The 24975-nt window shown below is 54.3% G+C and carries 22 protein-coding genes; 8 read left to right on the top strand and 14 right to left on the bottom strand.

Annotated elements, in window-relative coordinates; genetic code table 11:
- Positions 1-339: 339 nt before the first annotated feature.
- Both DSM14862_RS18160 and DSM14862_RS18155 read left to right on the top strand, forming a co-directional pair.
- Entirely contained in the window at positions 340-2331 is a 1992-nt protein-coding gene (locus DSM14862_RS18160) for an MASE1 domain-containing protein (RefSeq protein ID WP_131541713.1), read from the top strand.
- A 161-nt stretch (positions 2332-2492) separates the two neighbouring features.
- Entirely contained in the window at positions 2493-2768 is a 276-nt protein-coding gene (locus DSM14862_RS18155; protein ID WP_243254400.1) for a hypothetical protein, read from the top strand.
- A 61-nt stretch (positions 2769-2829) separates the two neighbouring features.
- On the opposite strand, the gene DSM14862_RS18150 is transcribed toward DSM14862_RS18155, so the two are convergent.
- Positions 2830-3672 carry a c-type cytochrome gene (locus tag DSM14862_RS18150; protein WP_007121361.1) on the bottom strand — a complete coding sequence of 281 codons (843 nt, stop codon included), beginning with the start codon at positions 3670-3672 and terminating at the stop codon, positions 2830-2832.
- A gap of 189 nt (positions 3673-3861) precedes the next feature.
- Positions 3862-5133, bottom strand: a complete 1272-nt coding sequence (locus tag DSM14862_RS18145; RefSeq protein WP_007121362.1) for a DUF2254 domain-containing protein — start codon at positions 5131-5133, stop codon at positions 3862-3864.
- A 110-nt stretch (positions 5134-5243) separates the two neighbouring features.
- Between DSM14862_RS18145 and DSM14862_RS18140 the strand changes: the two genes are divergently transcribed.
- Entirely contained in the window at positions 5244-6389 is a 1146-nt protein-coding gene (locus DSM14862_RS18140; RefSeq protein ID WP_131541720.1) for an endonuclease/exonuclease/phosphatase family protein, read from the top strand.
- A gap of 72 nt (positions 6390-6461) precedes the next feature.
- Here the strand turns inward: DSM14862_RS18140 and DSM14862_RS18135 are convergent, their stop codons facing one another.
- On the bottom strand, positions 6462-7820 hold the full coding sequence (locus tag DSM14862_RS18135; RefSeq protein ID WP_050770485.1) for a Tad domain-containing protein: 1359 nt from the start codon (positions 7818-7820) through the stop codon (positions 6462-6464).
- Positions 7821-7981: 161 nt separating this feature from the next.
- Between DSM14862_RS18135 and DSM14862_RS18130 the strand changes: the two genes are divergently transcribed.
- Positions 7982-9505: a PAS domain S-box protein gene (locus DSM14862_RS18130; protein ID WP_243254402.1), complete on the top strand. Its 1524-nt coding sequence runs from the start codon at positions 7982-7984 to the stop codon at positions 9503-9505.
- 33 nt (positions 9506-9538) lie between these two features.
- On the opposite strand, the gene DSM14862_RS18125 is transcribed toward DSM14862_RS18130, so the two are convergent.
- The 3 genes from DSM14862_RS18125 to DSM14862_RS18115 are packed head-to-tail and all read right to left on the bottom strand — an operon-like array spanning position 9539 to position 11652.
- A complete protein-coding gene (locus DSM14862_RS18125; RefSeq protein ID WP_007121508.1) occupies positions 9539-10078 on the bottom strand; it encodes a response regulator in 540 nt (179 codons plus the stop codon).
- A gap of 15 nt (positions 10079-10093) precedes the next feature.
- A complete protein-coding gene (locus DSM14862_RS18120; protein ID WP_007121509.1) occupies positions 10094-11113 on the bottom strand; it encodes a sensor histidine kinase in 1020 nt (339 codons plus the stop codon).
- Complete coding sequence (locus DSM14862_RS18115; RefSeq protein WP_407705384.1) at positions 11110-11652, bottom strand: methanogen output domain 1-containing protein; 543 nt, start codon at positions 11650-11652, stop codon at positions 11110-11112. The genes DSM14862_RS18120 and DSM14862_RS18115 overlap by 4 nt, the downstream gene beginning before the upstream one ends.
- Before the next feature lie 253 nt (positions 11653-11905).
- Between DSM14862_RS18115 and DSM14862_RS18110 the strand changes: the two genes are divergently transcribed.
- The gene (locus tag DSM14862_RS18110; RefSeq protein ID WP_243254403.1) at positions 11906-12286 is read left to right on the top strand and encodes a response regulator; all 381 of its coding nucleotides are present in this window, start codon (positions 11906-11908) and stop codon (positions 12284-12286) included.
- Positions 12287-12422: 136 nt separating this feature from the next.
- Here the strand turns inward: DSM14862_RS18110 and DSM14862_RS18105 are convergent, their stop codons facing one another.
- A complete protein-coding gene (locus DSM14862_RS18105) occupies positions 12423-13268 on the bottom strand; it encodes a universal stress protein (protein ID WP_243254404.1) in 846 nt (281 codons plus the stop codon).
- A gap of 1287 nt (positions 13269-14555) precedes the next feature.
- Between DSM14862_RS18105 and DSM14862_RS18100 the strand changes: the two genes are divergently transcribed.
- A complete protein-coding gene (locus tag DSM14862_RS18100) occupies positions 14556-14723 on the top strand; it encodes a hypothetical protein (protein WP_165481300.1) in 168 nt (55 codons plus the stop codon).
- 174 nt (positions 14724-14897) lie between these two features.
- Entirely contained in the window at positions 14898-15506 is a 609-nt protein-coding gene (locus DSM14862_RS18095) for an exopolysaccharide biosynthesis protein (RefSeq protein WP_007121241.1), read from the top strand.
- Positions 15507-15760: 254 nt separating this feature from the next.
- Here DSM14862_RS18095 and DSM14862_RS18090 read toward each other — a convergent pair whose 3' ends face one another.
- From DSM14862_RS18090 to DSM14862_RS18075, 4 genes are all read right to left on the bottom strand, one after another.
- Positions 15761-16249, bottom strand: coding sequence for a VOC family protein (locus tag DSM14862_RS18090; protein WP_007121242.1), 489 nt, complete (start codon positions 16247-16249; stop codon positions 15761-15763).
- Positions 16250-16277: 28 nt separating this feature from the next.
- Positions 16278-16643, bottom strand: coding sequence for a DUF1428 domain-containing protein (locus DSM14862_RS18085; protein ID WP_243254405.1), 366 nt, complete (start codon positions 16641-16643; stop codon positions 16278-16280).
- Between the two features lie 148 nt (positions 16644-16791).
- On the bottom strand, positions 16792-17109 hold the full coding sequence (locus DSM14862_RS18080; protein WP_007121244.1) for a hypothetical protein: 318 nt from the start codon (positions 17107-17109) through the stop codon (positions 16792-16794).
- A gap of 516 nt (positions 17110-17625) precedes the next feature.
- Positions 17626-19440, bottom strand: coding sequence for a DUF4214 domain-containing protein (locus tag DSM14862_RS18075; RefSeq protein ID WP_007121246.1), 1815 nt, complete (start codon positions 19438-19440; stop codon positions 17626-17628).
- Positions 19441-19746: 306 nt separating this feature from the next.
- On the opposite strand from DSM14862_RS18075, the gene DSM14862_RS18070 reads away from it, so the two are divergent.
- The gene (locus DSM14862_RS18070; protein WP_007121247.1) at positions 19747-20055 is read left to right on the top strand and encodes a helix-turn-helix domain-containing protein; all 309 of its coding nucleotides are present in this window, start codon (positions 19747-19749) and stop codon (positions 20053-20055) included.
- 383 nt (positions 20056-20438) lie between these two features.
- Here DSM14862_RS18070 and DSM14862_RS18065 read toward each other — a convergent pair whose 3' ends face one another.
- The 3 genes from DSM14862_RS18065 to DSM14862_RS18050 all read right to left on the bottom strand — a co-directional run bounded on the left by DSM14862_RS18065 (position 20439) and on the right by DSM14862_RS18050 (position 24939).
- Positions 20439-20648 (bottom strand): DUF6447 family protein, encoded by a 210-nt coding sequence (locus tag DSM14862_RS18065; RefSeq protein WP_243254406.1) that lies wholly within the window; start codon positions 20646-20648, stop codon positions 20439-20441.
- A gap of 83 nt (positions 20649-20731) precedes the next feature.
- The gene (locus DSM14862_RS18060; protein WP_243254408.1) at positions 20732-22645 is read right to left on the bottom strand and encodes a DUF4214 domain-containing protein; all 1914 of its coding nucleotides are present in this window, start codon (positions 22643-22645) and stop codon (positions 20732-20734) included.
- Between the two features lie 374 nt (positions 22646-23019).
- Complete coding sequence (locus DSM14862_RS18050; RefSeq protein WP_243254409.1) at positions 23020-24939, bottom strand: DUF4214 domain-containing protein; 1920 nt, start codon at positions 24937-24939, stop codon at positions 23020-23022.
- Between the last annotated feature and the right edge of the window lie 36 nt (positions 24940-24975).

The following is a 24975-nucleotide window of genomic DNA, read 5'->3' as shown; positions in this document are numbered from 1 at the left end:
GACTTTCCGGAAGTTGCCCGAGTACGTGCAGAATTTACGCCGCCTGCAGGGGTTCATCTAAAGGGTGCGCATCTGGTGGATTTATTGGTTAGACGGTAACCACGTTGAGATTATTCGTATCCTGCATGCAGCACAAAATCTGATGGCGTTTCTGCACGAGCCTTGAAGTTGGTATGGCACCCAGGCTCTGGTGCTTGCCCCAAGGCAGCCGAAGCCAGAGAGGATTTACAGCTTGGCTTTACGAGCACGACCAAGACAGATTACGGGTCCCAAAAACATTTTTGCAAACATGCAAGAATATGAAAGTATCTTTCAAAAGCCTGATGAGAGGGGAAGTATGTGAAGGGGACTTTCTTTGCCCGAACGCTGTCGTCAGGGGCCTTGGCGAACTTGGATGCTGGCTTTGCGCAGAGCCCCGATAAGGCTGCCAGAAGGGGCGCGCACTTTCCCAGTATTCCATCTGTGCTGGGCTTTTATGCGATTTACTTGTTGGCAGCTGCTTTTGGTCGGTGGATGGCGATTGTGCCGGGCGCCCCCGTTACTGTTTGGCCGCCCAATGGCGTGATCCTCGCGGCGTTGCTGATCCACCGCAGAGAAACTTGGCCGTGGTGGATTGCGCTTGGGATCTTCGGAGAGATCACTGGAAACTTCCTGTGGTACAACAGCACCGTCACCGCCGCCCTTGGGTATATGGTCGCTAACGCGGCTGCGATATTTGCGGCGGGCTACATTCTCGCCCCGCTTTTTGACGCCCCCATCCGGCGGTTGACCACGCTGTCCCAGGTTCTGGGGCTGCTGGTCATCGGCGTGCTGTTAAGCCCTATGATCAGCGCAACCATTGGCAGTGCCTTTGTTGCATCAGAAGGCAAAAGCTCCTTTGCAGACACCTGGCCGCTTTGGTGGTTGGGGGATGCCACAGGCACTTTGATTGCCACCCCAATGACAATCACAGTTGTAAATGCCTGGCGTGATGGCATGAGGCTCCAAGGGCGCGCGCTGCTTGAAGGCTTTGTTATTGCAGGTTTGCTGGTGGGCGTCACCGCGTGGGATTTGGCAACAGGGTCTTATTATACATACTTGTTGCCGCTGCCGGTTCTCTGGGCCGCATTGCGATTTGAGTTTCGCGGGGCGGCTCTCGCGGTGGTGGGATTAACATTCGTGATCGGTGCGCATGGGCATATTCTCGGTGCCTCCGATAGCCCTGCTTTGAGCATCGCACTTATGCACAACAGGATGCAGTTCCTGATCCTGACCGCGGCTTCCATTGGATTGATTGTCGCTGCAATTGTGCGCCAGCAAAAGCAGGCGTTGTTGGACTTGGCTCAAATCAACGCGGAACTGGAATCGCGGGTCAAAGAGCGAACAAAAGACATTGAGATGTCTCAGAAGCGCTTTGAGGCCACGTTCAAGAACGCGGGTGTCGGCATCAGCATTGTGAGTGGGGAAGGCGCATTGATGCGCGTCAATGACCGCTTGGCAGAAATGCTTGGCTACAGCGCAGAGGAGGTGGAGGGCCGCCTGCTTGATGACTTCACGCATCCTGAGGATATCCCTCGAGGAAGGACCGCACTTGAGGCGCTTAAATCCGGCGCAGCCGATGAGTACGATTTGGAAAAGCGCTATCTTTGCAAAGATGGAAGTTTGGTATGGGGCCACACCACGGTGAGCTGCGTGCGCGACGCTAAGGGGCGGATCTCCTACCTCATCAAAATCATCCAAGACATTACCGATCGGAAAGAATTGGACGAAAACCGCCAAATGCTGATGCGTGAGGTGAACCATCGCGGCAAAAACTTGCTGTCTGTCGTCAAGGTGATCGCGCGACAAACAGCCCTGCGATCCCCAGAGAACTTCATCGAGGCATTTGGCGAGCGGCTACAGGCTCTTGCGGCCAACCAAGATATCCTGGTGAACAACGGGTGGCAGCAGATTGAGTTGGACGCATTGGTGCGGGGCCAGCTTGAGCATTTTGAAGCAATCAGGGAGCGGGTGACGGTAGTGGGTCCCCCGGTAAAAGTTAGCGCGCACGCAGCGCAGGCGATCGGCATGGCAATGCATGAATTGGCCACAAATGCTGCCAAATATGGAAGTCTGAGCAACGATGTGGGCCGCGTCGTCATCGACTGGTCGGTTGAGGACGGCAATTTTTCTATGTCTTGGTGCGAGCAGGATGGTCCCGCTGTATCAGCGCCAACGTCTCGTGGGTTTGGAACGACTGTGATCGACAAGCTGACGGCCTCATCACTCTCAGCAGATGTCGAGCTCACCTACGCCCCGACCGGGTTGGTTTGGAAAGTGAGTTGCCAACTGGCGACGCTTCGCGATGACTAAGGTCAACGTGAACTGCGCCCGCTTCTATAAGACCCTCTCTAGAGCTGACACTGCTATCGCTTCCCAAAGCTACGAAAGCCGCTACGGTCTAGACAGCCTATCTGTGCTTCATTTCTATCAGCAGCTGATTTAAAGTCCTTATTCTATTAGAGGAACGTTCAATGAATTGGTCCCCTCAAAAATGTCCTGGCTATAATAACGCATCAGATTCAATCATCTCTCCTGAACAATGGAGTGAAACTGAAGGGGAGGGGGCGCTCATCGAAGGCATAGATGCGGGACGTTTGCTGATCTGGCCTTCAGGCGGCACCCCTCTGGAGGGGCGTACAAAGCCAATGTCATTTGACGCCCGCGCCTTATATGCGCTGCTCGCCACTTATTTTAGCCATCAAGATTACTACCCGGATGAGCGCAAAGAACATCCGACAAAAAAATGATGTGACGCTCCAGTTGATTTCCCAAATCGTCTAATCGTTTCCCTCTGCGTGATCTCATGACCTATGTTGGGTCAGGCAGGGCGGGCAGCTGCCGCAGATAAAGGAGGATAGCATCAAGATCCTCGGGGCTGATCTGGCTGTAATAGCCATACCCCATCGGCGGCATCATCTTTACCCCATCAGGGCGCACACCGCGCGTAATCATCTGTTTGAGCTCTGCGTCGGTCCAAGCGGCAAGGCCATCCTCCGCATGGGACGTCAGGTTTGCTGAGACAGAGCTTCCCCAGGGACCATGGAACTCAAATCCCCCTGCGCCGAGCTGATTGACCCAATCGGGGCCCATTGGGCCCATCGGGCTGTGGCATTCAATGCAATGGGCAACCGGGCCGGCAAGATACTCACCATATGCTACCGTGACGCCTTCCTCGGGGTGGGGAACCGTGCCCACGGGTGGCCCATATGCGGGGGGCAGGGGAAAGCTGTAGACGCTGTCGCCTGGGTCATTCTCGACAGCCGGCACGGTCCGGAGATATTGGACAATAGAATAGACGTCGTCGTCCGATAGTCGGCTGTAGAGTGCGATGGGCATGGGAGGGCCGATGACCCGAGAACCGCCGGGAGTTACCCCCTCGCGGATGGCGCGGGCAAGGTCTTCATCGGTCCATTCTGCGACGCGTCCGCCTGGCGTGATGTTGGGGGCGATGGCGGTAAAGTCTGGCGTCTTCTCCACAAGACGCCCTGCGAGTTGCATCTCCGCGACAGGACCCTCAGGCCCGATGGGCGTATGACAATTTCCGCAAGCTGCTGGCCCCTCAACAAGGTATTTGCCTCGTTCCAAGCTCGGCTCGGCAAGTGCCGCTGTCCCGCAGACAAGTGCAAGCCATGAGAATTTCCCCAAATACATGTTTGGTTCCCCCTCTGATCCCATAAGGATCGCAGATTTGGGCGAGTCGCCAAAGAACTTTCGCGCGGGGCCTATTTCTCGGGGGCGCCAATGTTAGACTCTGCGCCGGTTGAGCTAGGGCTCCAGACCCGCTTTATACGCCATGCTCAATCGAGAGAGGCCGTCTGTGATGGCGCTGCGGGTCTGGACTTAATGGAGCTTGAGCTTGGACACGGCGTCATGCGCGCGGCGCACCCGCGCTAGATCATGGGGAAACGACAACTCCCGCTCCGCTCGTTCCAAGGCGAGCTTGGCCTGCACTTGAGCGGCTTGTCGGATGCCCGCCTCTGGTAGCTGCGCCAACAAGGCGAGCGATCTTTGTATCCAGATACCAACTTCTACCGACCCCACGCCATCTTTGCTGATTGCGCCATAAGCGTCTTCGAGAAGATCACCGGGCTCAAGCGGAGGCACAAACACCCGCTCGAGTTGGGGGCGCTGTGCGTCTTCACCCTCTTGCTTTACAGTCCAATCGCGGAGGATACGCGACAGGCGCACGACAATTTCAATTGCCGTTCCTGGATCATTAATGCCGGGCGACAGGGCGCGAGACCCGATCTCTGACATGACAATTAGGCCAAAGCGGGGGTCGTTGGTATAGGTGCGGCGCTCAGCCAAGACGAAGGCACTCAGCGGTATGTCCAGATCTAGCACAGTCTTCTCTGTGCGTGTCACGACTGTCGCAAGTGGGCGCTTAGGGTCGACAAAGGCACCGGGCAGGCTTCTGACGTAGATCATCGCGTTATTTTCTCCTGCCCAGTCGTCAAGCCGGCCTGTGTCGATGTGCTGGATGAACCCAAGCTCATCAGAGTAGATATCCACGCCATTCTCGGGGAAATTGATGACCGGTCTGCCGCCGAGAGGTGCTGAGGCGTGGAAATGATCAAAAGCCTCTCGTGTCGCGGCGTCGACTTTTTCGATCGTGTTTCCAATGCGGCCGAGCCGGGCAATGTTGTCGACCCAACGTACGAAGGTGAGGATCACCCAGGCAAATATCGCGATGGTAAACAAAAAGAGCGCAAAGCGCCCCGCCACGCCGAAAAAGCCGACTTTGACGGCGATGATGCCGACGATGCTGAAGATGAAGGCACCGATGAAGCTCGACAAAGCCTCTTGAGACACGCCATCTGCAACGATCAGCGCAAAAGCACGCGGTGTCGCACTGCCCCCGGCGGAGGCATAGGCAGAGACCATGGAGGCCACAGCAAAAGTAGCCACGCCAAGCATGCTGGCTGAGATCACCGTCAGCAGCTTCTCTACCGTCTCAATGCTGATGTCGGGCACCAGATCCTGCAGCGGCAGCTGGTCGGCAAGATGTGCGACATAGACGATCAGAACTGCGAGCACCGCATTGCGCAGGGGCCTGATCCAAAGCTTTTCGCTGAGATTTCGGATGGTGAACTTCAACCGGCTGCGGATCATAGGTTTCTTCCCTTTGCTCGCTGCATGCTCATGCCGCAATGCGTTCAGACGCAAGCATAAACTGCTGAAGTCTAATTTCAGCACAGGCTGCGGCTGCGGAGGGCCGTCCCTTGCCGCGTGATGGTTTCGATGTATCTGTTCAAGCACAATGGGGAAGGAATTTTGATGTGAGACCTCTTTACTGGGTCATTTCCGGCATCTTCGTCGTGTTGACGATCTTTCCCCTTATTCGCAGCGCCCGATGGTGGGTGCGGGCGGCTGATTTTCCCCGTCTACAGATCGCCACGGCGCTGGCGTCTCTGCTTGCGAGCTACATTTTATTTATTGACATCAATGACCTGTGGGACGTCCTTTACCTAATTTTTATGGTGCCCGCTCTGGGTCTCCAACTCGTTCGGATCTTTCCCTACACAATGATTGCCCCGAACCAAGTCAGGAAGACCTCCTCATACCGGCGCGCAGATAGCATCAAGGTCATGATTTCGAACGTGCTGATGGAAAACCGCCGGGCGACAGATCTTCTCCAGGTGGTGCGTGAGGTCGATCCAGACCTGCTGCTTGTGGTTGAGACAGACGACTGGTGGCACCAAAAGCTCGTCCCGCTTGATGAGCTGTTCCCCTATCGGATCAAGCGCCCTCAGGACAATTACTACGGCATGGAATTGTTCTCAAAGTTCGAGCTTGAAGCAGATGACGTGCGATTTCTTCTGTCGGACAAAATCCCTTCGATCCGCACCGGCGTGCTTTTACCTTCGGGCGTCTGGATCGAATTTTTTGGGGTCCATCCGCGCCCGCCCGATCCCGATCACGACAGCGAAGGGCGCGATGGCGAGCTTTTGTTGGTTGCTAAAGAAATGCGGCGCTCAAAGCGCGCCGCGATTGTAGCAGGGGATTTGAACGACGTGGCCTGGTCACATACCACGCGGCTCTTCCAGCGTATGAGTGGCGCTCTGGACCCGCGCCGCGGCCGGGGCATGTTCAATTCCTTTCACGCCGGTCATCAGCTGTTGCGATGGCCGCTGGACCATATTTTTCATGATACCTCCTTCACGCTGGTAGAACTGCGCCGTCTTCCTAATATTGGCTCCGATCACTTCCCGGTCTTTGCGGAGCTTCAATACGAGCCATCTGCGGAGGCGAAACAAGACGCCCCAAAAGCTGACCATGAAGATCGAGAAGAAGCCGCAGAGATGATCCAAGAAGCGCGCGAGGGAGGTGCGGACAAAAACTTGGGCTCTCCCACATATGAGCTGTAATGCCGCCGCTTCGGCTTTGGGACAATCAACAATAAAGGGCCTGGTTGAATCCCCATCGGCGAAAACGACGCTTTATTTCACCACCCGAAAGTATGGCGCGCGATAGGCGTTCTCCATACCAGAATTGCTACAGTACCCCATGTCCATATTGCTCGTACCGATTATCCGACCATTAGAGACAAGGGACGCCCCATTTACCCCTCCGGCATTTGCAGAAAACTGGATATCTCCCAATGCTAATATCTGCCCGTTGTGGAGACTTAGTGAAGATGCAGCCTTGAAACCTCCTAGGGTCATCAGGGTCGCCCCACCACCATCCGCGCAATGGTCGTTACGTCCAATCTGTAAACCTTGAGGAGAATTAAATGATGTCGTCGCTTTATTAGTTGTCGCTATGACGGCGTCCTCAAAGACGACCCCATTTGCAAACTTGAGTTCGCAGTTGGTAACAAATACGATTTGTTGATACAATCCTGCATCCATCGTCATCTTTCCTGACCCTGGACACGACATTCGGTTCACGGCGTTTCGCATAAAGTGATACGGGCTCAGAGATTGCGCATTTCCCTTAGGCTCTTGTTCACCAGGTGGTAATCCTGGGTACTCTTTTAGATCTACCTCGTGATAGTAGTTGGAACTTACATATTGAGGAAGATGTTCAGCCTCGGCGTTCCAGAAGCTGTCAATAATTTCCGGTAGCTGATTAAGGAGCCTGAGGCGATATTTTCCGTCGCGGAGGGCAGTTTGAAGTCCATCGTTCTTTTCAAAGCCGGACGCTGGTATATTGATGTCTTCGATGTTGGGCATCGAAACCACTGTTCCAGCTTCGAAGTAATTGCCTTGGTTCATACTCACATATTCGTTCGAGTGAATGCAAAACCCGCTTGTAAAGCTGTTGTTAGACCGAACGTCTACTGTTCCTTCAGCGACCATACCTTCGGTAAAACAGCCCGGAAAATAGGTCGAATAAACAGACTCTACCGCAATATCAAAGGTATCCCGGCCTATTAAACCTAATAGAAGATTGCGGGAAGCATTATTCCGTTCTTCTTTCATCATTGCATATACGCGAACTGCAGAATCTGAGTCTGAATCCTCTCGAAAAGTTAGCTCACTCTTATCCCATTCCCCAAAGCTGACATCTGTCGTCAGAAGCGCGGAGCTTCCGAATTTGTTCATAGAAAGCATGCCACTGACGGTTTCCACGGCTTTGGTTGCAGCAGCCTCCGACCCGTCCTTTTCACGAGTGTATAGGGCGGCATGAGCTGCGCTATCGGCTGCTGCTTGCAACCGTGTCCGCTCGGAAATGACCTTATTTGAATCCACAGCAAGTCCGCCAAGAACAAGTGCAGTCAAAAACATGAAGAGAGAAAGAAGCGTAATTGCACCTTCTTCGTCACGCAGCCAATTGAACCTTAATCCGCAGTCCATTTTCTTAGAACTCCACGACATGCTGAGCGGTGACACGAATTGTTACAGCATTGAAGGCGCTTCGAACCATGTTCAAGGTCATGCCATGCGCCATTTGGCAGCTCTCTCGACTGATCTACAGTTCTTGCCTAAGATACTGATAGGGGGAGAAAGATGCGGGCATGGAGAATTTAGAGCTTCTGCTGAGCCGGGCGCTGGATGCAGTCATAGGCATGAGCTCAGAGGGGCGCGTAACGGCTTGGAATGGCGCGGCCGAAGAACTCTTTGGTTGGTCCAAGGAGGAGGCCTTGTGCGCGGTCTTAGGTGAATTGATTGTGCCGGCTCAACATCGTGAACACCACGCGCGCGGTCTTGAGCATTACAACCGCACAGGCGAAGGCCCCGTTCTTGAGAGACGTATCAAAATTACGGCCCTGCACCGGACAGGCGTCGAGTTTCCGGTCGAGTTGTCGATCTTCGCGATCAACCACTCCGACCAGCAACATAGTTTTTACGCCTTTGTGCGCGATCGATCTATTGAGGAAGCGGCGCATCGCGAACAAGAGCTGCGCGCGCGAGAAGCGACGGCTGTCATGAATATGGGCCAAAAGCTGATCGAAGATGTGCCCCTTGATGACTTCATCCAGTTCTGTCTCGACGAGGTATGCGATATTGCCAGCATGGATGCGGGGCATCTCTATGTTGTACGGGGCGAAGGCCGCGCTCAGATCTTGGAGCCTTCGGGGATTTGGTGCCTGCGCGATGAACGGTATCGGCCGGTTGTAGAGGTCACCTCCCGCCTCCAGTTCAAACCGGGGCAAGGGCTTCCGGGCCGGGCCTGGCAATCAGGCGGGTTGGAGGCGCTCGAAAACCTGATTGATGACTGCAAATTCTTGCGCCGCGAGATTTTTACTGAGGTGGGGTTAACGCGCGGTGTGGCACTTGCGGTGCCACATGGGGGCAATGTTCATGCGGTGCTTGAGTTTTTCGGCACAGATAGCTCCAGAATGGACCCGGAGATCCTGCGTTTGGTGAAAACTGTTGGCAGCCAAGTGGGTGCCGCCATACGCCGCAAGCAAGGGGCTGAGAGCCGTGAGACTTTGCGCACCGAAATGGTGCATAGGGTCAGCAACAGCTTGTCCGTTTTATCCTCGATCTACCGCCAATGTTCTCGTCAGGCGCAGTCGATCCAGGAGCTGGATGACATGTTTTTGGGTCGCATCATTGCCATAGGGCGTGCGAATAAGACGTCGATCGTAGAGGCTGAACGTGGTGTTTTGCTCCCTGACCTGATCAAGGACTCTCTCACCATGCTGCCGGATCACAACAATATCGCCATCGACGCAACCCCCATCGTGATCTGCAGAGAGGCGGTGATGCCTTTATCTTTGATCCTGCATGAGCTTGGCACCAACGCCTTAAAATATGGCGGCTTGGGAGAGGGCGATCGCTTGCACATCCAAGTGTCCAACGCAGATGCGCCTGATGCTCTCCGCCTAGACTGGCGGGAGCATCGCCGGGAACCGCTCGCAGCGCCTCCCGAGCAGCCGGAGCGGCGAGGATTTGGGAGCCGGCTTATTCAAACAATGGTTGAAGGGCGTCTTGGAGGGCGTTTTGAGCGCCGGCTGGATGAGACCGGTTTCCACTTTAGCGCCCATTTTTCCAAAGATCGGCTGGAGGCATCAGACGCAGAGTTTGGCCGTTAACGCCATCTAGGGAATGGTTGACGTCGCTTTTCTTCACAAGGTTTCACGCACCCGGACGAGCGCCTCTTTAAGCTCACCTGTTCGGATCGGTTTTTGGATCCATCCGAAGGGCTGTGCGGATTGAGCGCGCAGCTTCAGATCGTCGCTGCCATAGGCTGATATGAAGATCGCGCGGATGCCGATCGCCTCATGGATTTCCAATGCCGCACTGACCCCATCCCGATCCCCTTTCAGGTTGATGTCCATGGTGATACAATCTGGCCGGTGTAATTTAGCATAGTCGACGGCCTCCTGAGCCGACATGACAGTCCCCACCACCTCCGCGCCGAAGTCTTCGAGTATCATCTCGATTTCCATCGCAATGATTGCCTCGTCCTCGACGATAAGCACACGCAGCGGCTGAGGCAGTGCAATGACGTCGTTCTGCAGAGCATTCTGGGTTTCTCCCGCTGCCGCGGTCTCGGGCCCTCCCGCAAGCGCAGGGTGCGCCGCCCCATTTTCGGGGGAGGTGGCCACACTGTGCCATTCACTTGTTACCCCCCGGCTTTCGCGCTCATGTTCCTGTGCTCTCATGCTCTTATGCTTTCTTCACTCTGGGTTTATCTCGAATTGCACCGAGCACTTGCCTGTCCCTACTTTTGCAATCTGGAGCATCCCACCAATTTGTCGACACAAACTGCGTACCAGTTTGAGCCCAGAGGTGCGTGTAAGGGCGGTTTCATCGAACCCCATGCCTTCATCAAGCACGTCCAAGACCAGGTCTTCCCCGGAGCCGTGGAAGCGCACACTCACTTGTCCACTGCCATATTTGAACGCGTTTGTAATAAGCTCATTGGCGATCAGTGCAAGATTATGGGCCGCGTCTGTCGGGAGCTGCACCTCCTCAATGGACAGACTTAACCGCTCTGACGCCCCAAAGCTTTCAGCGGCCCCGCGCGCCACCTCGTCGAGGAAACTGCGCGATGAGATCGCACGCGCGCTGCTGCTTTGATAGATTGCTTCTTGGCTTGCGCCCATCGCACGCAGCCGGTTTGCGGCCACTGACATGAACTCAGCAACCTCGGGCGTGTTGCGGCCCGCAGCGGCAAAGTTCATCAAAGAGAGCATCTGCTGAATATTGTTTTTCACGCGATGCTGCAGCTCTTGCACCAGCACGCGTTTGTCTTCCAACGTCTCTGCCAATAATGCATTCTCTTTAAGCCGATTGTGCAACTGGCGGTCGATTTCTTGAATTCTGCGGTTGAGAATGCTGAAACGATCCAGCTCGGCAGGCATCAACCGGACGATCAAAAGCGTGCCTTCCTGCTCTGGGCGTGGGACTCGTGCTGCCAAGGCGCGAAACCGTTCGACCTCGTCCCCCTGCTGGAGCTCCAAAGCGCCAATATAAGAAGATGTGCTCCTGCTTGCATGTCGCAAGAAAGCCGCCACGTCAGGCTTGGGATCATGACATATGTCAAACAGGTTTGGCGCGTTGCCCAGTGCCGAGAAAAGCCTGTGGGCCGCCGCGTTTGCCTCATGCACATGACCGTCGAGGCCCGCCAGTATGGCAGGCTCCGGCAGAAACTCCAGAGGGAAGCAGCCGAGTTTCGAGCCGTTTTTGGAGATCATTGCTCGATCCGGAAATATTCGCGTGCGTTTGCTTCGACATGGTCGCTTGGCCGCAGATAGACGACCACCCGACAGCCAGGGTGACCTTGAGCGATCGCTTCTTCAATCTCCACGCGGGCATAGCCCAGGTTCTGGGCGGCAATCGACCCAAACACATTGGACGTCATCATGCACAAAGAAGGGCGTCCTTCCACAAACTTACCAAAGGGGCAGGCGCGGTTGCCAAGGACAATCCGATCCTCGCGCTCCTCAATGACATAGAAGTCCCCGTTTATTCTGCGCTTGAGGTCCACCAGCACGTCTCGAACTTGATCTTTCGACAGCCGATCGACGGCAAGAGCCTTGCGGTAGGAGCTATCGATCTGTTCACCGATCGCTCCGCCGACCACGCTGATGTAGCCAGAGGCTTCTGAAAGCCCGACCACATTTTCGAGGGTTCCAGAGAGTTCTCGTAGCAAAGAGCGTAGAAAGACATCTCGCTCAAGATCCACGTCTGCGTCTGCAATGGAACGGCCGTCAGTCATTGTGTCGCGGGTCATACCCATCGTCAGCCTCCTCTGATGCCCTCATCAATACATTTTTAAGGACCGATTTTCCCATCTACGTACCCTCTGATGAAGCGTCGGAAGGCGGGGCGGTATCATGGGTCTTTATCAAGCGGGATGTCATTCTGAGCTGCCCCGAGCAATTGGGCTCCTGCGATCTGACGCCGCGGGCGCCTTTATATCTGGTGGTGGTTTTTTAACGCGCTTGGTACATCTGGTAAGTAAAATCTCAACACTGGAATGCTTCATGATCAAATTGCTGCATGTCGATGATGAAAGTGACATACTTGAGATTGCGAAAATATCTCTCGAAATGCACGGCAGTATTGAAGTGACACCTTGCATTTCCGGTGAAGAGGCCTTGCGTATTGTGGAGCACTTTACCCCTGATATTATCCTTTTGGACTATATGATGCCCTATCTGACGGGGCCAGAAACCTTGCAAGCGCTTCGCAAGGTGCCGGCCATAGCGGAAGTGCCTGTGGCCTTTATGACGGCACGGGCACATGCCGAAGAGCATAAAGAACTTTGGAGCCTTGGGGCTTTGGATGTTATCAAGAAACCCTTCGACCCGCTGACCCTGGCACAGAGAATTGAAGCGGCAGTGGCCAAGTCGGTTGAGAGCTGACGAAAACGCGGATGTTGGCGCCCATCCCCCGCCCACTCCTTAGGTGGCGCAGCCCCACCGCCATGGGCCTCTGGCGCCGAGTATCTTGAGATAACCGGGTTCCTGGCCAACTGCGCAGCTCGCATAATTCAGGCCGCTAGTGCGCGAAAAACACCGGCAGGTCCCTTTGCTCAATCATATGCCGCGTTGTGCCCCCCAAGACGGTCTGGACGATCCGTGCATGACCATATGCCCCCATGACGATCAGGTCGGCTCCCACCTCCCTGGCGCGGTCTTCGATGCACTGAGGGATCGGGCGCCCCCCGCTCGGGGTTTGCGATAGGGTAACCGTACAGCCGTGATGGCTTAGCCACTTGGCAATATCTGCACCTGGTTCTTGTCCGTCACGTGTGTCAGCGACACAGGGGTCGATGCAGCCGATCACGACCTCTTCAGCCTCTTGGAGATAGCAAAGCGCGCTGTGCACGGCAGAGGCGGCTGCTTTGCTGCTATCCCAAGCCACAAATATGCGGGAGTATATGCATTTCCCTTTGGTATTTATGTGGAAACCGATGGGGGAGTCGTAAAGGATCGCCGAGGCCGCCTCATAGAGATGGCTCTCATGGTGTCGCATGTTGTCAGCCAAGAATGCCTCATCAGAAACCTTGGCACAGCGTGCAACGTGCCCTTTTACCTCCGCGGAAGAGACCAGAGCCCCAAGCACCTCACCAGAAGCTTTGGCGTTCGCTAGGATTTGCTCGCGCTCTTGGACAGATGCCTTAAGGGTCGCCCGCGCTCTGCTGACTGTTTCGGGCCAGTCGGTTGGAACCGTCATGGCACCGTATGCAGTAAGCCCATATATTTGCATGGGAAGGCTAGGGGCGGGGTCTATCACAAGGCACAGCAGATGGATGTTGTCGCGGAGAGAATTTTCCGCGAATTGGGTCAGCCACGCCATCGAAGTGCTCGAGTTCATGATCAACAAAACCGTACGGTTCTTCATCTCTGCCCCCCTTCAGTGGCGCGCCTGCGCCAATGGTTTCCCCCATAGTATATAGCAAAAGACCCGTTGCGCCGGGAAAAAGGGGCCATTCCCGTTTCGCGCGCTGGATAACGCGTCATAGCAAATGCATTTATAACATCAGGTCGCAACGATGGGCATGGTTGCGTCACAGAAGAGCGCGGCCGTTCTTCGGGCAGCGGCATTCTTGTAATTGGCTGCAATCCATCAATCGGCTTGAACTAGATTTAACTGCCACTGATTGGGTGTGGTCCTGGACCACTCGTGTGAAGCCGCGCAGTGAATACCGCCCAGGTCGCTGCCGACGAATGCTTGACCTCATCGTGTAGGTTGCTGCAGTTCCGAAGAGGAAGTGTCTGAATGTTCTACATCAGCCTTAAGTCACAGGGCCCGGCATCTGGATGCATTATAATCTGATCTTGCAGCTCGTTAAACGTTAGATGCTTAAGGCTGTGAGGGTGTTTTCTGAGATAACGTGCAGCGCGCTGCCTCAGTTTCTCACTCTCAAACTTGGCAATGGTCCTGACGGCAGCACAATCCATTCTAGTTCCTCCGGCCATTCTGGCTCCTCCCGGGTGCTCTGATTTCGATCCTCATCAAACAGGGCTTATCTGACACAACGCCAAAGAAGAGATCAGGTTCCTCAGAATGAGGGAGAGGGTCGACCCAATGGGGCGCAACCAGGCGCTATCCTTTTCGAAGTGGGCGGTCTCCTATTGTGCGCTTAGCGGATCAAAAAAATTACTGGCAGCGATTGGGGCATCACAATAGTCACCGGCCTCCCTCCGTATAAACATTAAGTATCAGTGATAAATACTTAAAAATAATAAATAATATCCGCTTGATTGGCTCGAGAGACTTGGGACAATGCGTCTCGGCGCGGGAAAAAGTCTAAAATCAATATCGAGTGCGGCAATTACAGCAAGCAAGAGGCTCAGCCACGGCTCATGTGCGGCGGTTTCAATGTGCAAGCCCTGTCGCGGGTTGGGCTCCGCAAGGCGGCGAAGGCGTCAGGTCGTGATGTTGCAGCTTTCTTTGAAGGCATAAGCGGGTAGGGGCCATGCTTTCGGCATCTCGCAGATGCCTGCCAGTGACAGCTGTTGTCAGACCTCGCGCGGGATCCGCAATTATATTTCATATGAGCTGCGTGTACCCTCTTGCGCGTGAGCGGGCCCGTATCGATATCAACCTTTGCCGCATGCTCTCAGAAGACGGATGGCATTACGTGGCCCCTCGCGCTCGGCGACCTCCGAGCAGGAACACCTCTAAATGCAAACCGAGCATTTACCTGATCTGGACCCTGGCCCGAATGATGTTGGTTCAAAAAGCTTGGCTGGGAAGAACCCCGCCGAATTCAGAGCCGTTTTATACAGCTGGGCGGTGATGCTTGCAGTGCTCACTGCGATCTATGGTATCGGTTACTGCTTTTCTCCTTGATCCATCTTAATCTCAGGGACGCCTTCGGCGGCATCCGTGACGGCTGCGCGCTGGAAGCCTAAGTTTTTAAAGGAGACCTCTCGGCAGGGCCGGCCTTCACCTTAGCGCCAAATCCAGCTCTCCCGAGCACACGTCAGACAGCGCCGCTTGCAAAAGAAGGGCTCACCCTCTCAAATGACCCTGTCACATGCCGACCCTCAGGACAGGCTTTCATCTGTTCTCCAAGACCTCAGGAAGGGCTGGCGCGGGCCCATATCGCTGAATGAGCTGATCGCCTCTTTAGGTGTTCGAAGCTTTGCGCCTTTGCTTATCGTCTTTGCGCTGCCGAACCTGTTTTTCTTTGTGCCTGGGGCTTCCGTGATCATCGGCCCGCCGCTCATGTTTGTTGCCGCCCAACTTGTGCTCGGACGCCCCTCGGTTTGGCTGCCGATGACCTTGGGCAAACGGTCCATCGACCCTCAGGTGTTTGAGCGGCTTATGGCCCGTGTTTTGCCTTGGGTCGAATGGGTGGAGCGATTGGCCCGCCCGCGCTATTGGGTCTTGTCTCAGAAAGCGGCCGAGCGAACGGTCGGGGTCGGCTGCCTTATCATGTCGGTTTTCGTATTACTGCCCATTCCATTCGCCAATGCCTTGCCGGCTCTCTCGGTCATTATGCTGGCTTTTAGCCTGGGCGAACGCGATGGCCTTTGGCTTCTCGGCGGCGGGCTCATCGGGTTCGTTTCGATTGCATTGGTCTTTGCTATCTTTGCGGCAGGCGCCTTTACCGTACTCAGCTTTTCTTAAAGCGTCACAGTGTTTGCAGAAGACCCACACGTCTTGGGCCAAGGGACAGTCCCGCGGTGCTAGAAAAAACTATGCCCAACCAGATGTGTTGCATAGGCGAGCTAACGACGCGGTGCGTCCCGCTTGGAGACAAGAACGCCCGCGCAGAGTGTTGCGAGTGCGTTGATGCCTGTGTCCACTCAGCTCAGCGAAGTCGGCATTCTCAGTAAGGTTTTGTGCACGATACCCCCTTTGGCCGGGCAGCTTGGTCGAACTCAGGGCGCAGCGCGAAGGGCGGCTTCAATCGCAGCGATGTCGATCTTTTTCATCTTCATCATGGCCGCTTGGGCACGTGCCGAGGCCGCGCAGTCTGGGTCCGAAAGCGCTTCCATAAGCACGCGTGGCGTAATCTGCCACCGATAACCCCAACGGTCCTTGCACCAGCCGCACATGATTTCCGCGCCCCCATTGCCGACGATTGCGGCCCAAAGCCGGTCTGTCTCCGCTTGGTCCTCAGTGTAGACCTGCAACGAGTAGGCGTCATTCGGCTGCACCTGCGGCCCCGCGTTGAGAAGCGCATAGGGCAGGCCAAGGAGGGTCATCTCAACCACTTGAACCGTGCCCGCGGGGATGCCAGGAACGCCCTCGGGCACACGGGTGATATTTTCTATTTCAGTGTCGGGAAAGGTAGCGGCATAGAACTCCGCAGCCTGTTCGGCCTCGGTATCGAACCAGAGGAAAATAGCGGCCCTGCGTTTGGCCATCGGCATTCTCCTTGCGGCGGGTGGCGGATCATTTGGCGGAGTTTGTGCTGGCTTCGAAGACGGGGTTGAAGCCGCCCCAAACCATCCGCTTGCCATCGAAAGGCATGGAAAGCTCCTGCCAGCGGGGGTCCGCTTCCATAGAGGCCCCACAGCGGTCATGGCTCTCCTGGTCTGGCCAGACGATCCACGAAAAGCAAACGCTCTCGCCCTCTTCCAAGGCCACAGCGCGCTTGAAATCTGTTCGCGTGCCGTCGGGGATTTGGTCGCCCCAGCATTCGATGGTCGACAGCGCGCCGTAGTCGCGGAAAAGCGGCCAGGCTTTGCGGGCGCTTTCGATATAGGCCTCACGATTTCCATCGGGAACGGGGGTGAGGAAGCCAGCTACGTAGGTCATGACAGGTCTCCTGTTTTGCGCCTTAGTCCAATTCCGCGTTGGAAGTCGGCTCCGGGCTTTGGGGCTCCGCGATACGCGGTTCAGGCCGCGTCGTGGACAGATGTTATCCAGCATTAACCGAACACCGCATGGGCCATGCCGGCCGCCTTCAACGAGACGCGCCGAATAACCCCTTGGTACGGATAAATGTATCGTCTCCTACATCGACAAGACCGTACGCCTCCGTCAGAAGAGATTGAGCTTCAGCTACAGAAACATCGCTGACCGTATGAGTGCCTCCCCGCGGGAAGTGCAGGGTGTTCCCTTCCAGCATATAACCGACTTCATAGAACCCACATTGACTGAAGAAGCGGTGTTGCATTTGGCCCTGCTTCGCAACTGGTTCGACCTGTTCATAGGTGCAGGCGGCAGAGGCTGTGCCGGCCCATCCAACAGCCATGAAAGTAGCGAGCAAGATGTGTCTCATGGGGGGATCCTATGCATAATTCAGAGTGCTATTTTGATTATAACCTTGGTCCGGCGACACGCCTATCAGCCCGTTATTCGTCAGCGAGATTTGACTTACACAAAGAGCTCTCAATGCTGTGGCGGTTCCCAGGCCATGCATATACCCCTCCAACGCAAAAGGCCTCCACCGTTTCCAGCAGAGGCCCATCATCAGTTGAGGCACTAATGAGATTTACGCCACCAGCTTACTGCCGTGGTTCGATCTTGGCCAGCTTTTCTTGCACAGCCCGTGCATAGGCATTGCTTGTTGTTTGAGCGGTGGCTTTTTGAACAAGGCGCTGAAGCCCCACATCCACAGCTCGAATGTCGCCCAGTTGGCTCTCTTGGCTTTATCCGTTAAGCTGTCCTGTCTTAGGATTGACCATCAATATCAATCTCTTGGCCGGCATCCACCTCTGCTTTTCTTACATAGGTAAAGGCCCCGCAATCATAAGATAGCGGGACCCTAATTTTTGATCAGTCTCTTGCGAGGTGATTAGGTGATCAAGTTGCTCGCGTCGAAGTCGTTCACGGAGAAGCCGACCAGTTCGATCAGGCCGTCGTCGTCGCTAAAGGTGCTGTCGGTATCAAAATCGTGGAGGACGTAAGCATTCCCACCGTAGTTGAACGTTGTAAAAGTGTTAACACCGTCCATGTAGCTTGCCGCGAGTACAACTGCATCGAACAGGCTGGCCTCACTGGCGATGGCTGCAATTTCCACATTACTCAACGTCTCGCGACCCGAAGAGAAGGCCGTTATATCAAGGACGTCGTCGTCAGCGTTGAAGTCTGAGACAGTCGTGAGACCGTTTAGGAACTCAGCCTCACTGGCATCGCCGATGTTGTTTCCGTACTCGCTTTCAATCATATCAGAGCCAGCACCAAGGGTAATCTCCAGGCGCGTATTGATCGACGCACCGCCGTTATCGTCATCAATAGTTACTGTGTCGTTACCAGCACCCAAATCGATAGTTACGACATCGGCGTCACTATAAAAGCGGCCGACATTAAGCACACTGTCATCACCAGACCCAGTGGAGATACTCGATACGACGTTTGAAGGGACAGCGAAGTTCATAGACAAGTCGCCAGTGGAGCCGGAACCATTGACAGTTTCCAGTTCCAGCCCGTTGGAACCAGTGACGGTTAGGGTGGTGTTGCTTTCCAGCGAAAGGTTCAGAGCAGTTACAGCATCTGCGCCGGCGCCATCAGCCCCCAGATCTACAGTGAGGGTGGCAGCAGCAGCGTCGATCGAACCCGCAACATTCACAGTCTCGATGTCGTCACCGTCAATATCCAATGTGCCACCGCTGACAACGTTGTCGAGAGCAACTGTGGCAGTTGTCACGTCATCATCGTAGGTAATGGTATCGTTTACCGCAGTATCGCGAAAGCCAGCAGCCTGACCGTCTATGAGGCCGCTGATATCACCAGCATTGTCGATCTGCCAAATCTGCGAAGCGCCAACAAAAACGGCAGCATTAATAGTGCCGCTACCACTATCGCGTGCAAGATTGATGGTTTCGATGTTCTTGATCGACACGCCACCAGGAACGGTAAGGGTCCCGTCAACGATCATTTCCAGCGTATCATTGCCAGCGCCCCCGTCGAGTTTGTCGAAAGCTGTCAATGTGGTGGCCGCCGTACCGTCGTTTTCTACAGCCTGGAATGTATCCGCGTTGGCTGTACCAACGAAATTGTCAGTGCCTGCAGTAAGCGTGAAGGTTTCGCCTACAGCACCCCCTGGCAATGTGCCGGTAGCAATATATGCGTCGGTGGCGGCTTTTGCGGCGTCTACAGTTGCTTGGTCTTCTGTGACGCCGTTGACGACAGCAACAGCAGCAGCCCTCGCGTCGGCATCAAATTCAAAGCCGGCGACGTTCCCCGTTTTCAGAGCAAAATCCAAACCGACTTCGACTTTGTTGTCGAGAACGGATTTGTCGAATGTACCTGCGGTTGCATCATCACGTGCGCCCATGATGATCGCTTCGATCATATCGGCCACGGAAACGCTACCGTTTTCCAGAACGCCAGTCCAGAATTCCAGACCTTCATCGTCAGGTGTGCGGCCGAACAGGTTTGCGTAAATGTTTGTAATGAACGCAGCAGGTGAAGAAACGCCCGGCGTGCTCAGGTAGGGGTAGAGTGCCACGGCTTCGGGGGACGCGGCGAAGTCAGCTGCAATGGTGTTGAATTCACGACCATTGTCGATTTGCTCAATCCAGAACTGAAGACCTGCTGGATCGGGAGCGCGATCAAAGTACCCTACATAGAGGGCCGTAATTGCATTGATTTGGGTAGAAGTTGCCATGACTTTAATTCCTGCGTTGTGAGGGTTCATGTATTTTCACGAGTAACCGCGAGGCAAAAATCTTCCAAATAAGGCGTTGTGGCCAGATCGCGGAATGATCGCATTTAACATAATGCCAGATTCGCCGTTGCCGAGCAAGCTTTATGTCCAGTAAAAACTATACCAACTTCTTGCATATGATGTTATGGATGTGGCCAGGTACAGATCCAACCAAATATCACTTTGACAGTTTCTATCTTAACTGCAGCAAACTTGGTTTAGCCCCTATATAGGCGGGGCTTTGCCGCGAACAGAAAGCTCCGTAGTATGACACATGACAAGATCACCCCTGCTGTCTCGCACGACAAAGATGCACGTGTTGAGTTGGGAAGCTGGCTGAGATCACTGCGCGAAGCGCAGGGCCTGTCGCAACGCCAGCTCGCGGACATGCTTGACCTAGATTACTACACCTTTATCTCGCAACTCGAGACCGGCCGCGGCAAAATCCCAAGTGCGCGGTACCGCGATTGGGCAAAAGCCCTTGAGCAAGAACCCAAAGCTTTCATGACCATTCTGTTGCGCTATTATGAGCCGGAAGCCTATGAGATGCTTTTTGGCGACGCGCAAAAAGCCTAAGAGTTCGATCTGCCAGCCGTAAATCGTGCTTTGAGATACTTTCGCAAAGCAGGGCGCGGGGCGGGCTAGGTTTGCGATCCTCTAATTGCGATCTCGGGGCAAACCCATATACGGTATTCATGCCCCTGGCGGCACTTGCTCTCGCTGTCGTCCACAGAATGACCCATTCCGTGTAGGCGTCAAACCATACAGCGCATCTTCCAGTGTTTTTTTGGGGGGGCTACCTGAGCGCGACCAGCGCTCTGTATAATTCCAGAACATCTTGGAATCGCCCCTTACGAAGTTAGGCCAAACCATAGCTGCTCCAAAGCAAAAAGACCTCCACCGTTTCCAGCAGAGGCCTTCTAGCAGGTAAACCAGGCAACTAGGTCTACAGTTGTGATTTACTGTTGTGGCTCAACTTTAGCCAGCTCTTCTTGCAAAGCCCGCGCATAAGCATTCCGGGCTGTTTGAGCGATAGCTTTTTGTTGTTCAAGTCGCTTCAGTTCAACATCTACAGCACGAATGTTACCAAGTTGGCTCTTGGCTTCATCCGACAGGCTGTCGATTAAATAAGATTTACCGTCGATGTCGATTGTTTGGCCGTTTGCCATTTTGCACTCCTTACATAGGGAAAAGGCCCCGCCATCATAAGATAGCGGGACCCTAATTGTTTAATCAGTCTCCTAAGAGCTGATTAGATCAAGTTGCTGGAGTCGAAGTTCTCGACAGAGAAGCCAGCCAGTTTGACAAGGCCGTCAAGAGCATCGAAAGTATCGACAGCAGAAGTGCCGGCAGCGTTATCTTGATAGATATAGGCATCGCCTCCGAAGTCGAACCCATATGTGCCGCCGCCCAAGTTCAGACCTGCGATATTCTCAAGTGCATCAAACAGGTTATCTTCGGCTGCAATATTGGCCCGCTGAGTGTTCGAGAGCACGTCCAGGGTAGTACCACTGAGGTCAAGAACATCCTCATCGCCATTAAAGTCGGCGAAGGTGATCAGGCTGTCCATGAAGTCACCTTCCGCACCATCAACAATGTTCTGCAGATTGCCAATTTTCAGCGTGTCGTTGCCGGCGCCACCGTTGACAGTCACTGCAACGGCAGTCGAGCCCGCGCTGGTGTCAGAGAGTGTTAGTACGTCATTACCGGCGCCGCCAGATACTGCAAAGGTATCAGCACTAAGATCCTCAAGGTCAGCAATCGTCAGCACATCTTGGCCTGAACCACCAGTGATGGTTTCGAGAGCAAAATTGTTATCACCCGCCGGATTAGGAAGGGAATACGTGATGCCACCGGTTGAACCGGACGCGTCAACTGTTTCCAGTTCCAGACCATTGGAGCCAAACACATTAAGAGTTGCGTTGCCTTCCAGCGAAAGGTTCAGAGCCGTTACGGAATCAGCGCCAAAGCCGTCGTTATTTAGACCCACATTGAGAATGGCAGCAGCAGCGTCGATCGAGCCCGCAACGTTCACAGTCTCGATGTCGTCACCCGCAATGTCCAAAAAGCTATTAGTGACAACGTTGTCGAGAGCAACTGTGGCAGTTGTTGCGCCATCTTCGTAGGTGATGGTGTCAGCAAACTGAACGGCTGTATCGCGGAAGCCAGCAGCCTGACCTTCTTCAAGGTTCTCGATCGCACCGGCGTCGTCGATCTGCCAAATTTGCTTAGCGCCAGCAAATACGGATGCATCAACAGCTGTAGCCGAAGTGAGGGTATTGTCACGGAAAAGATTGATGGTTTCGATGTTTTTGATTGACACGCCGCCTGGAACGTCGAGGTCGCCTTGAACGACCATGTCCAGCGTGTCTTTGCCTGCACCACCGTCGAGCTTATCAAAAACGGTCAGTGTAGCGTCAATAGCACCATCGTCTACAGCTTGGAATGTATCCGCATCGGCTGTACCGACAAGGTTATCTGCAGCTGCAGTGAGCGTGAGGGTTTGGCCCACAGTGCCTGGCACGGTGCCATCGGCTACGAATGCATCTGTTGCAGCTTTTGCGGCGTCTACAGTTGCTTGGTCTTCTGTCACGCCGTTGACGGCAGCAACAGCTGCGGCTTTGGCTGCGGCGTCAAATTTAAAGCCAGCAACGTTGCCTGTTTCCAGAGCAAAATCCAAACCAACTTCGACTTTGTTGTCCAGAACGGATTTGTCGAATGTACCGGCGGCTGCATCGTCACGTGCGCCCATGATGATCGCTTCGATCATGTCGGCCACGGAAACGCTACCGTCTTCGAGAACGCCAGTCCAGAATTCTAGACCTTCATCGTCAGGTGCGCGGCCGAACAGGTTTGCGTAGATGTTTGTAATGAACGCGGCAGGCGAAGAGACGTCTGGCGTGGTCAAGTAAGGGTACAGCGCCACGGCTTCAGCGGAAGCTGCGAAGTCAGCTGCGATTGTGTTGAACTCACGACCGTTGTCGATTTGGTCAATCCAGAACTGAAGACCTGCTGGATCAGGAGCGCGGTCAAAGTACCCTACATAAAGGGCTGTAATCGCATTGATTTGCGTAGAAGTTGCCATGTTTGTAATTCCTGCGTTGTGAAGATTCACGATTTTCTTTTCACGAGCGACCGCGCGGCAAAAATCTTCCAAATAAGGCATTGTCGCCAGATCGCGGAATGATCGCTAAGAGGGAACTAGCAAATTATCCATCACCGGGCAAGTTTTATGTCCAGTGAAAAGTATACCGACTTTTCACTGGATGATATTATAAAAGCGGGCAGGCAAACGGGGCAACCAAGTTTACGTCACCAATTTATTGTTGTGGCTCAACTTTAGTCAGCTCTTCTTGCAAAGCCCGCGCATAGGCATTCCGGGCTGTTTGAGCGATAGCTTTTTGTTGATCAAGTCGCTTCAGTTCAACATCTACAGCACGAATGTTGCCAAGTTGGCTCCTGGCTTCATCCGACGGGAAAAGGCCCCGCCATCATAAGATAGCGGGGCCCTTATTTTTTAATCAGTCTCCTAGGAGATGATTAGATCAGGTTGCTGGAGTCGAAGTTCTCGACAGAGAAGCCAGCCAGCTTAACGAGGCCGTCACCAGCTTGGACAAGATCAGGAGTCGTGTCAGTACCGTTATCGGAATAGATGTAAGCATCGCCACCGAAGTCGAACGCAACTGTGGTACCGCTGGTGGTCTTACCGGCGGCCATTGTAAGCGCGTCAAACAGATTGTCCTCAGCAGCGATATTCGCCCGATCAGTGTTTGAAAGTACGGCAAGACTACCATTAAGATCAAGAACATCCTCATCGCCATTGAAGTCAGCAAACGTGATCAGGCTGTCCATGAAGCTAGCTTCCGACGCGTCGGTGATGTTAGCAAGAGTGTTGGTAAATGCCAGCGTGTCGTTGCCAGCGCCACCGGTAATATTAACGGCGACCGCTGTTGCTGTACCACCAGTCCCAGTAGTGTCAGTAATGGTGATAAGGTCATTTCCGGCACCACCAGAAATTTCCACAGTCTCTGCTTCAAAGGAAAGCAGATTGTCGAGTGTCAGGTCATCATTACCCGAGCCACCAACTACGGAAGAAAGAGCGGCGTAACCGTCATTCCCCGAATTGAAGATGGAGGCTGTGATGCCGCCGGTCGAGCCGGATGCGTCGATAGTTTCCAGCGTGGAAAGTGCGTTGTTGCCGATCACGGTAACATCTGTATCGTTTTCAAGCGCCAAGACAACGTCAGTAACGGCGTCAGCGCCGGAACCAGGGTTGCCAATGTTAACAGTGATTTTCGCTGCAACACTATTGTCCACAGTGCCGGAGACGGTGACTGTTTCCAAGTCTTTACCAACAACATCCAGTTGACCATTAGTTGCAATGTTGTCGAGAGCAACTGTCGCAGCTGTCGCGCCAGCTTTGTAGGTGACCATACCGTTCAACGCAGTATCGCGGAAGCCAGCAGCCTGGCCGTCTACGAGATTATTGATCGCACTTGCATTGTCGATCTGCCAAATTTGCTTAGCGCCAACAAAGGTAGCAGCATTAACAGCTGTAGCCGGAGTGAGGGTAGCGTCACGGAAAAGATTGACAGTTTCGATGTTTTTGATCGACACGCCGCCTGGAGTGATAAGGTCGCCAGTAACGATCATGTCCAGAGTGTCTTCGCCAGCGCCACCGTCGAGCTTATCGAAAACGGTCAGCGTGTCGGCCGCACCAGCACCTACGACAGCTTGGAATGTATCCACGTCAGCTGTACCGACAAGGTTATCGGCAGCTGCAGTGAGCGTGAGGGTTTGGCCCACAGTGCCTGGGACGGTGCCATCGGCTACGAATGCATCTGTTGCAGCTTTTGCGGCGTCTACAGTTGCTTGGTCTTCTGTCACGCCGTTGACGGCAGCAACAGCTGCGGCTTTGGCTGCGGCGTCAAATTTAAAGCCAGCAACGTTGCCCGTTTCCAGAGCAAAATCCAAACCAACTTCGACTTTGTTGTCCAGAACGGATTTGTCGAATGTACCGGCGGCTGCATCGTCACGAGCGCCCATGATGATCGCTTCGATCATGTCGGCCACGGAAACGCTACCGTCTTCCAGAACGCCAGTCCAGAATTCCAGGCCTTCATCGTCAGGTGTGCGGCCGAACAGGTTCGCGTAGATGTTTGTAATGAACGCGGCAGGCGAAGAAACGGCTGGCGTGGTCAAGTAGGGGTACAGCGCCACGGCTTCAGCGGAAGCTGCGAAGTCAGCTGCAATTGTGTTGAACTCACGACCGTTGTCGATTTGGTCAATCCAGAACTGAAGACCTGCTGGATCAGGAGCGCGGTCAAAGTACCCTACATAAAGGGCTGTAATCGCATTGATTTGCGTAGAAGTTGCCATGTTTGTAATTCCTGCGTTGTGAAGATTCACGATTTTCTTTTCACGAGCGACCGCGCGGCAAAAATCTTCCAAATAAGGCATTGTCGCCAGATCGCGGAATGATCGCTAAGAGCGAAC

Origin of the sequence: Sulfitobacter indolifex, from assembly GCF_022788655.1 — a bacterium.
GTDB lineage: Bacteria > Pseudomonadota > Alphaproteobacteria > Rhodobacterales > Rhodobacteraceae > Sulfitobacter > Sulfitobacter indolifex.
The sequence above is the reverse complement of the archived record's forward strand: the minus strand, read 5'-3'. Positions and strand labels throughout refer to the sequence as shown.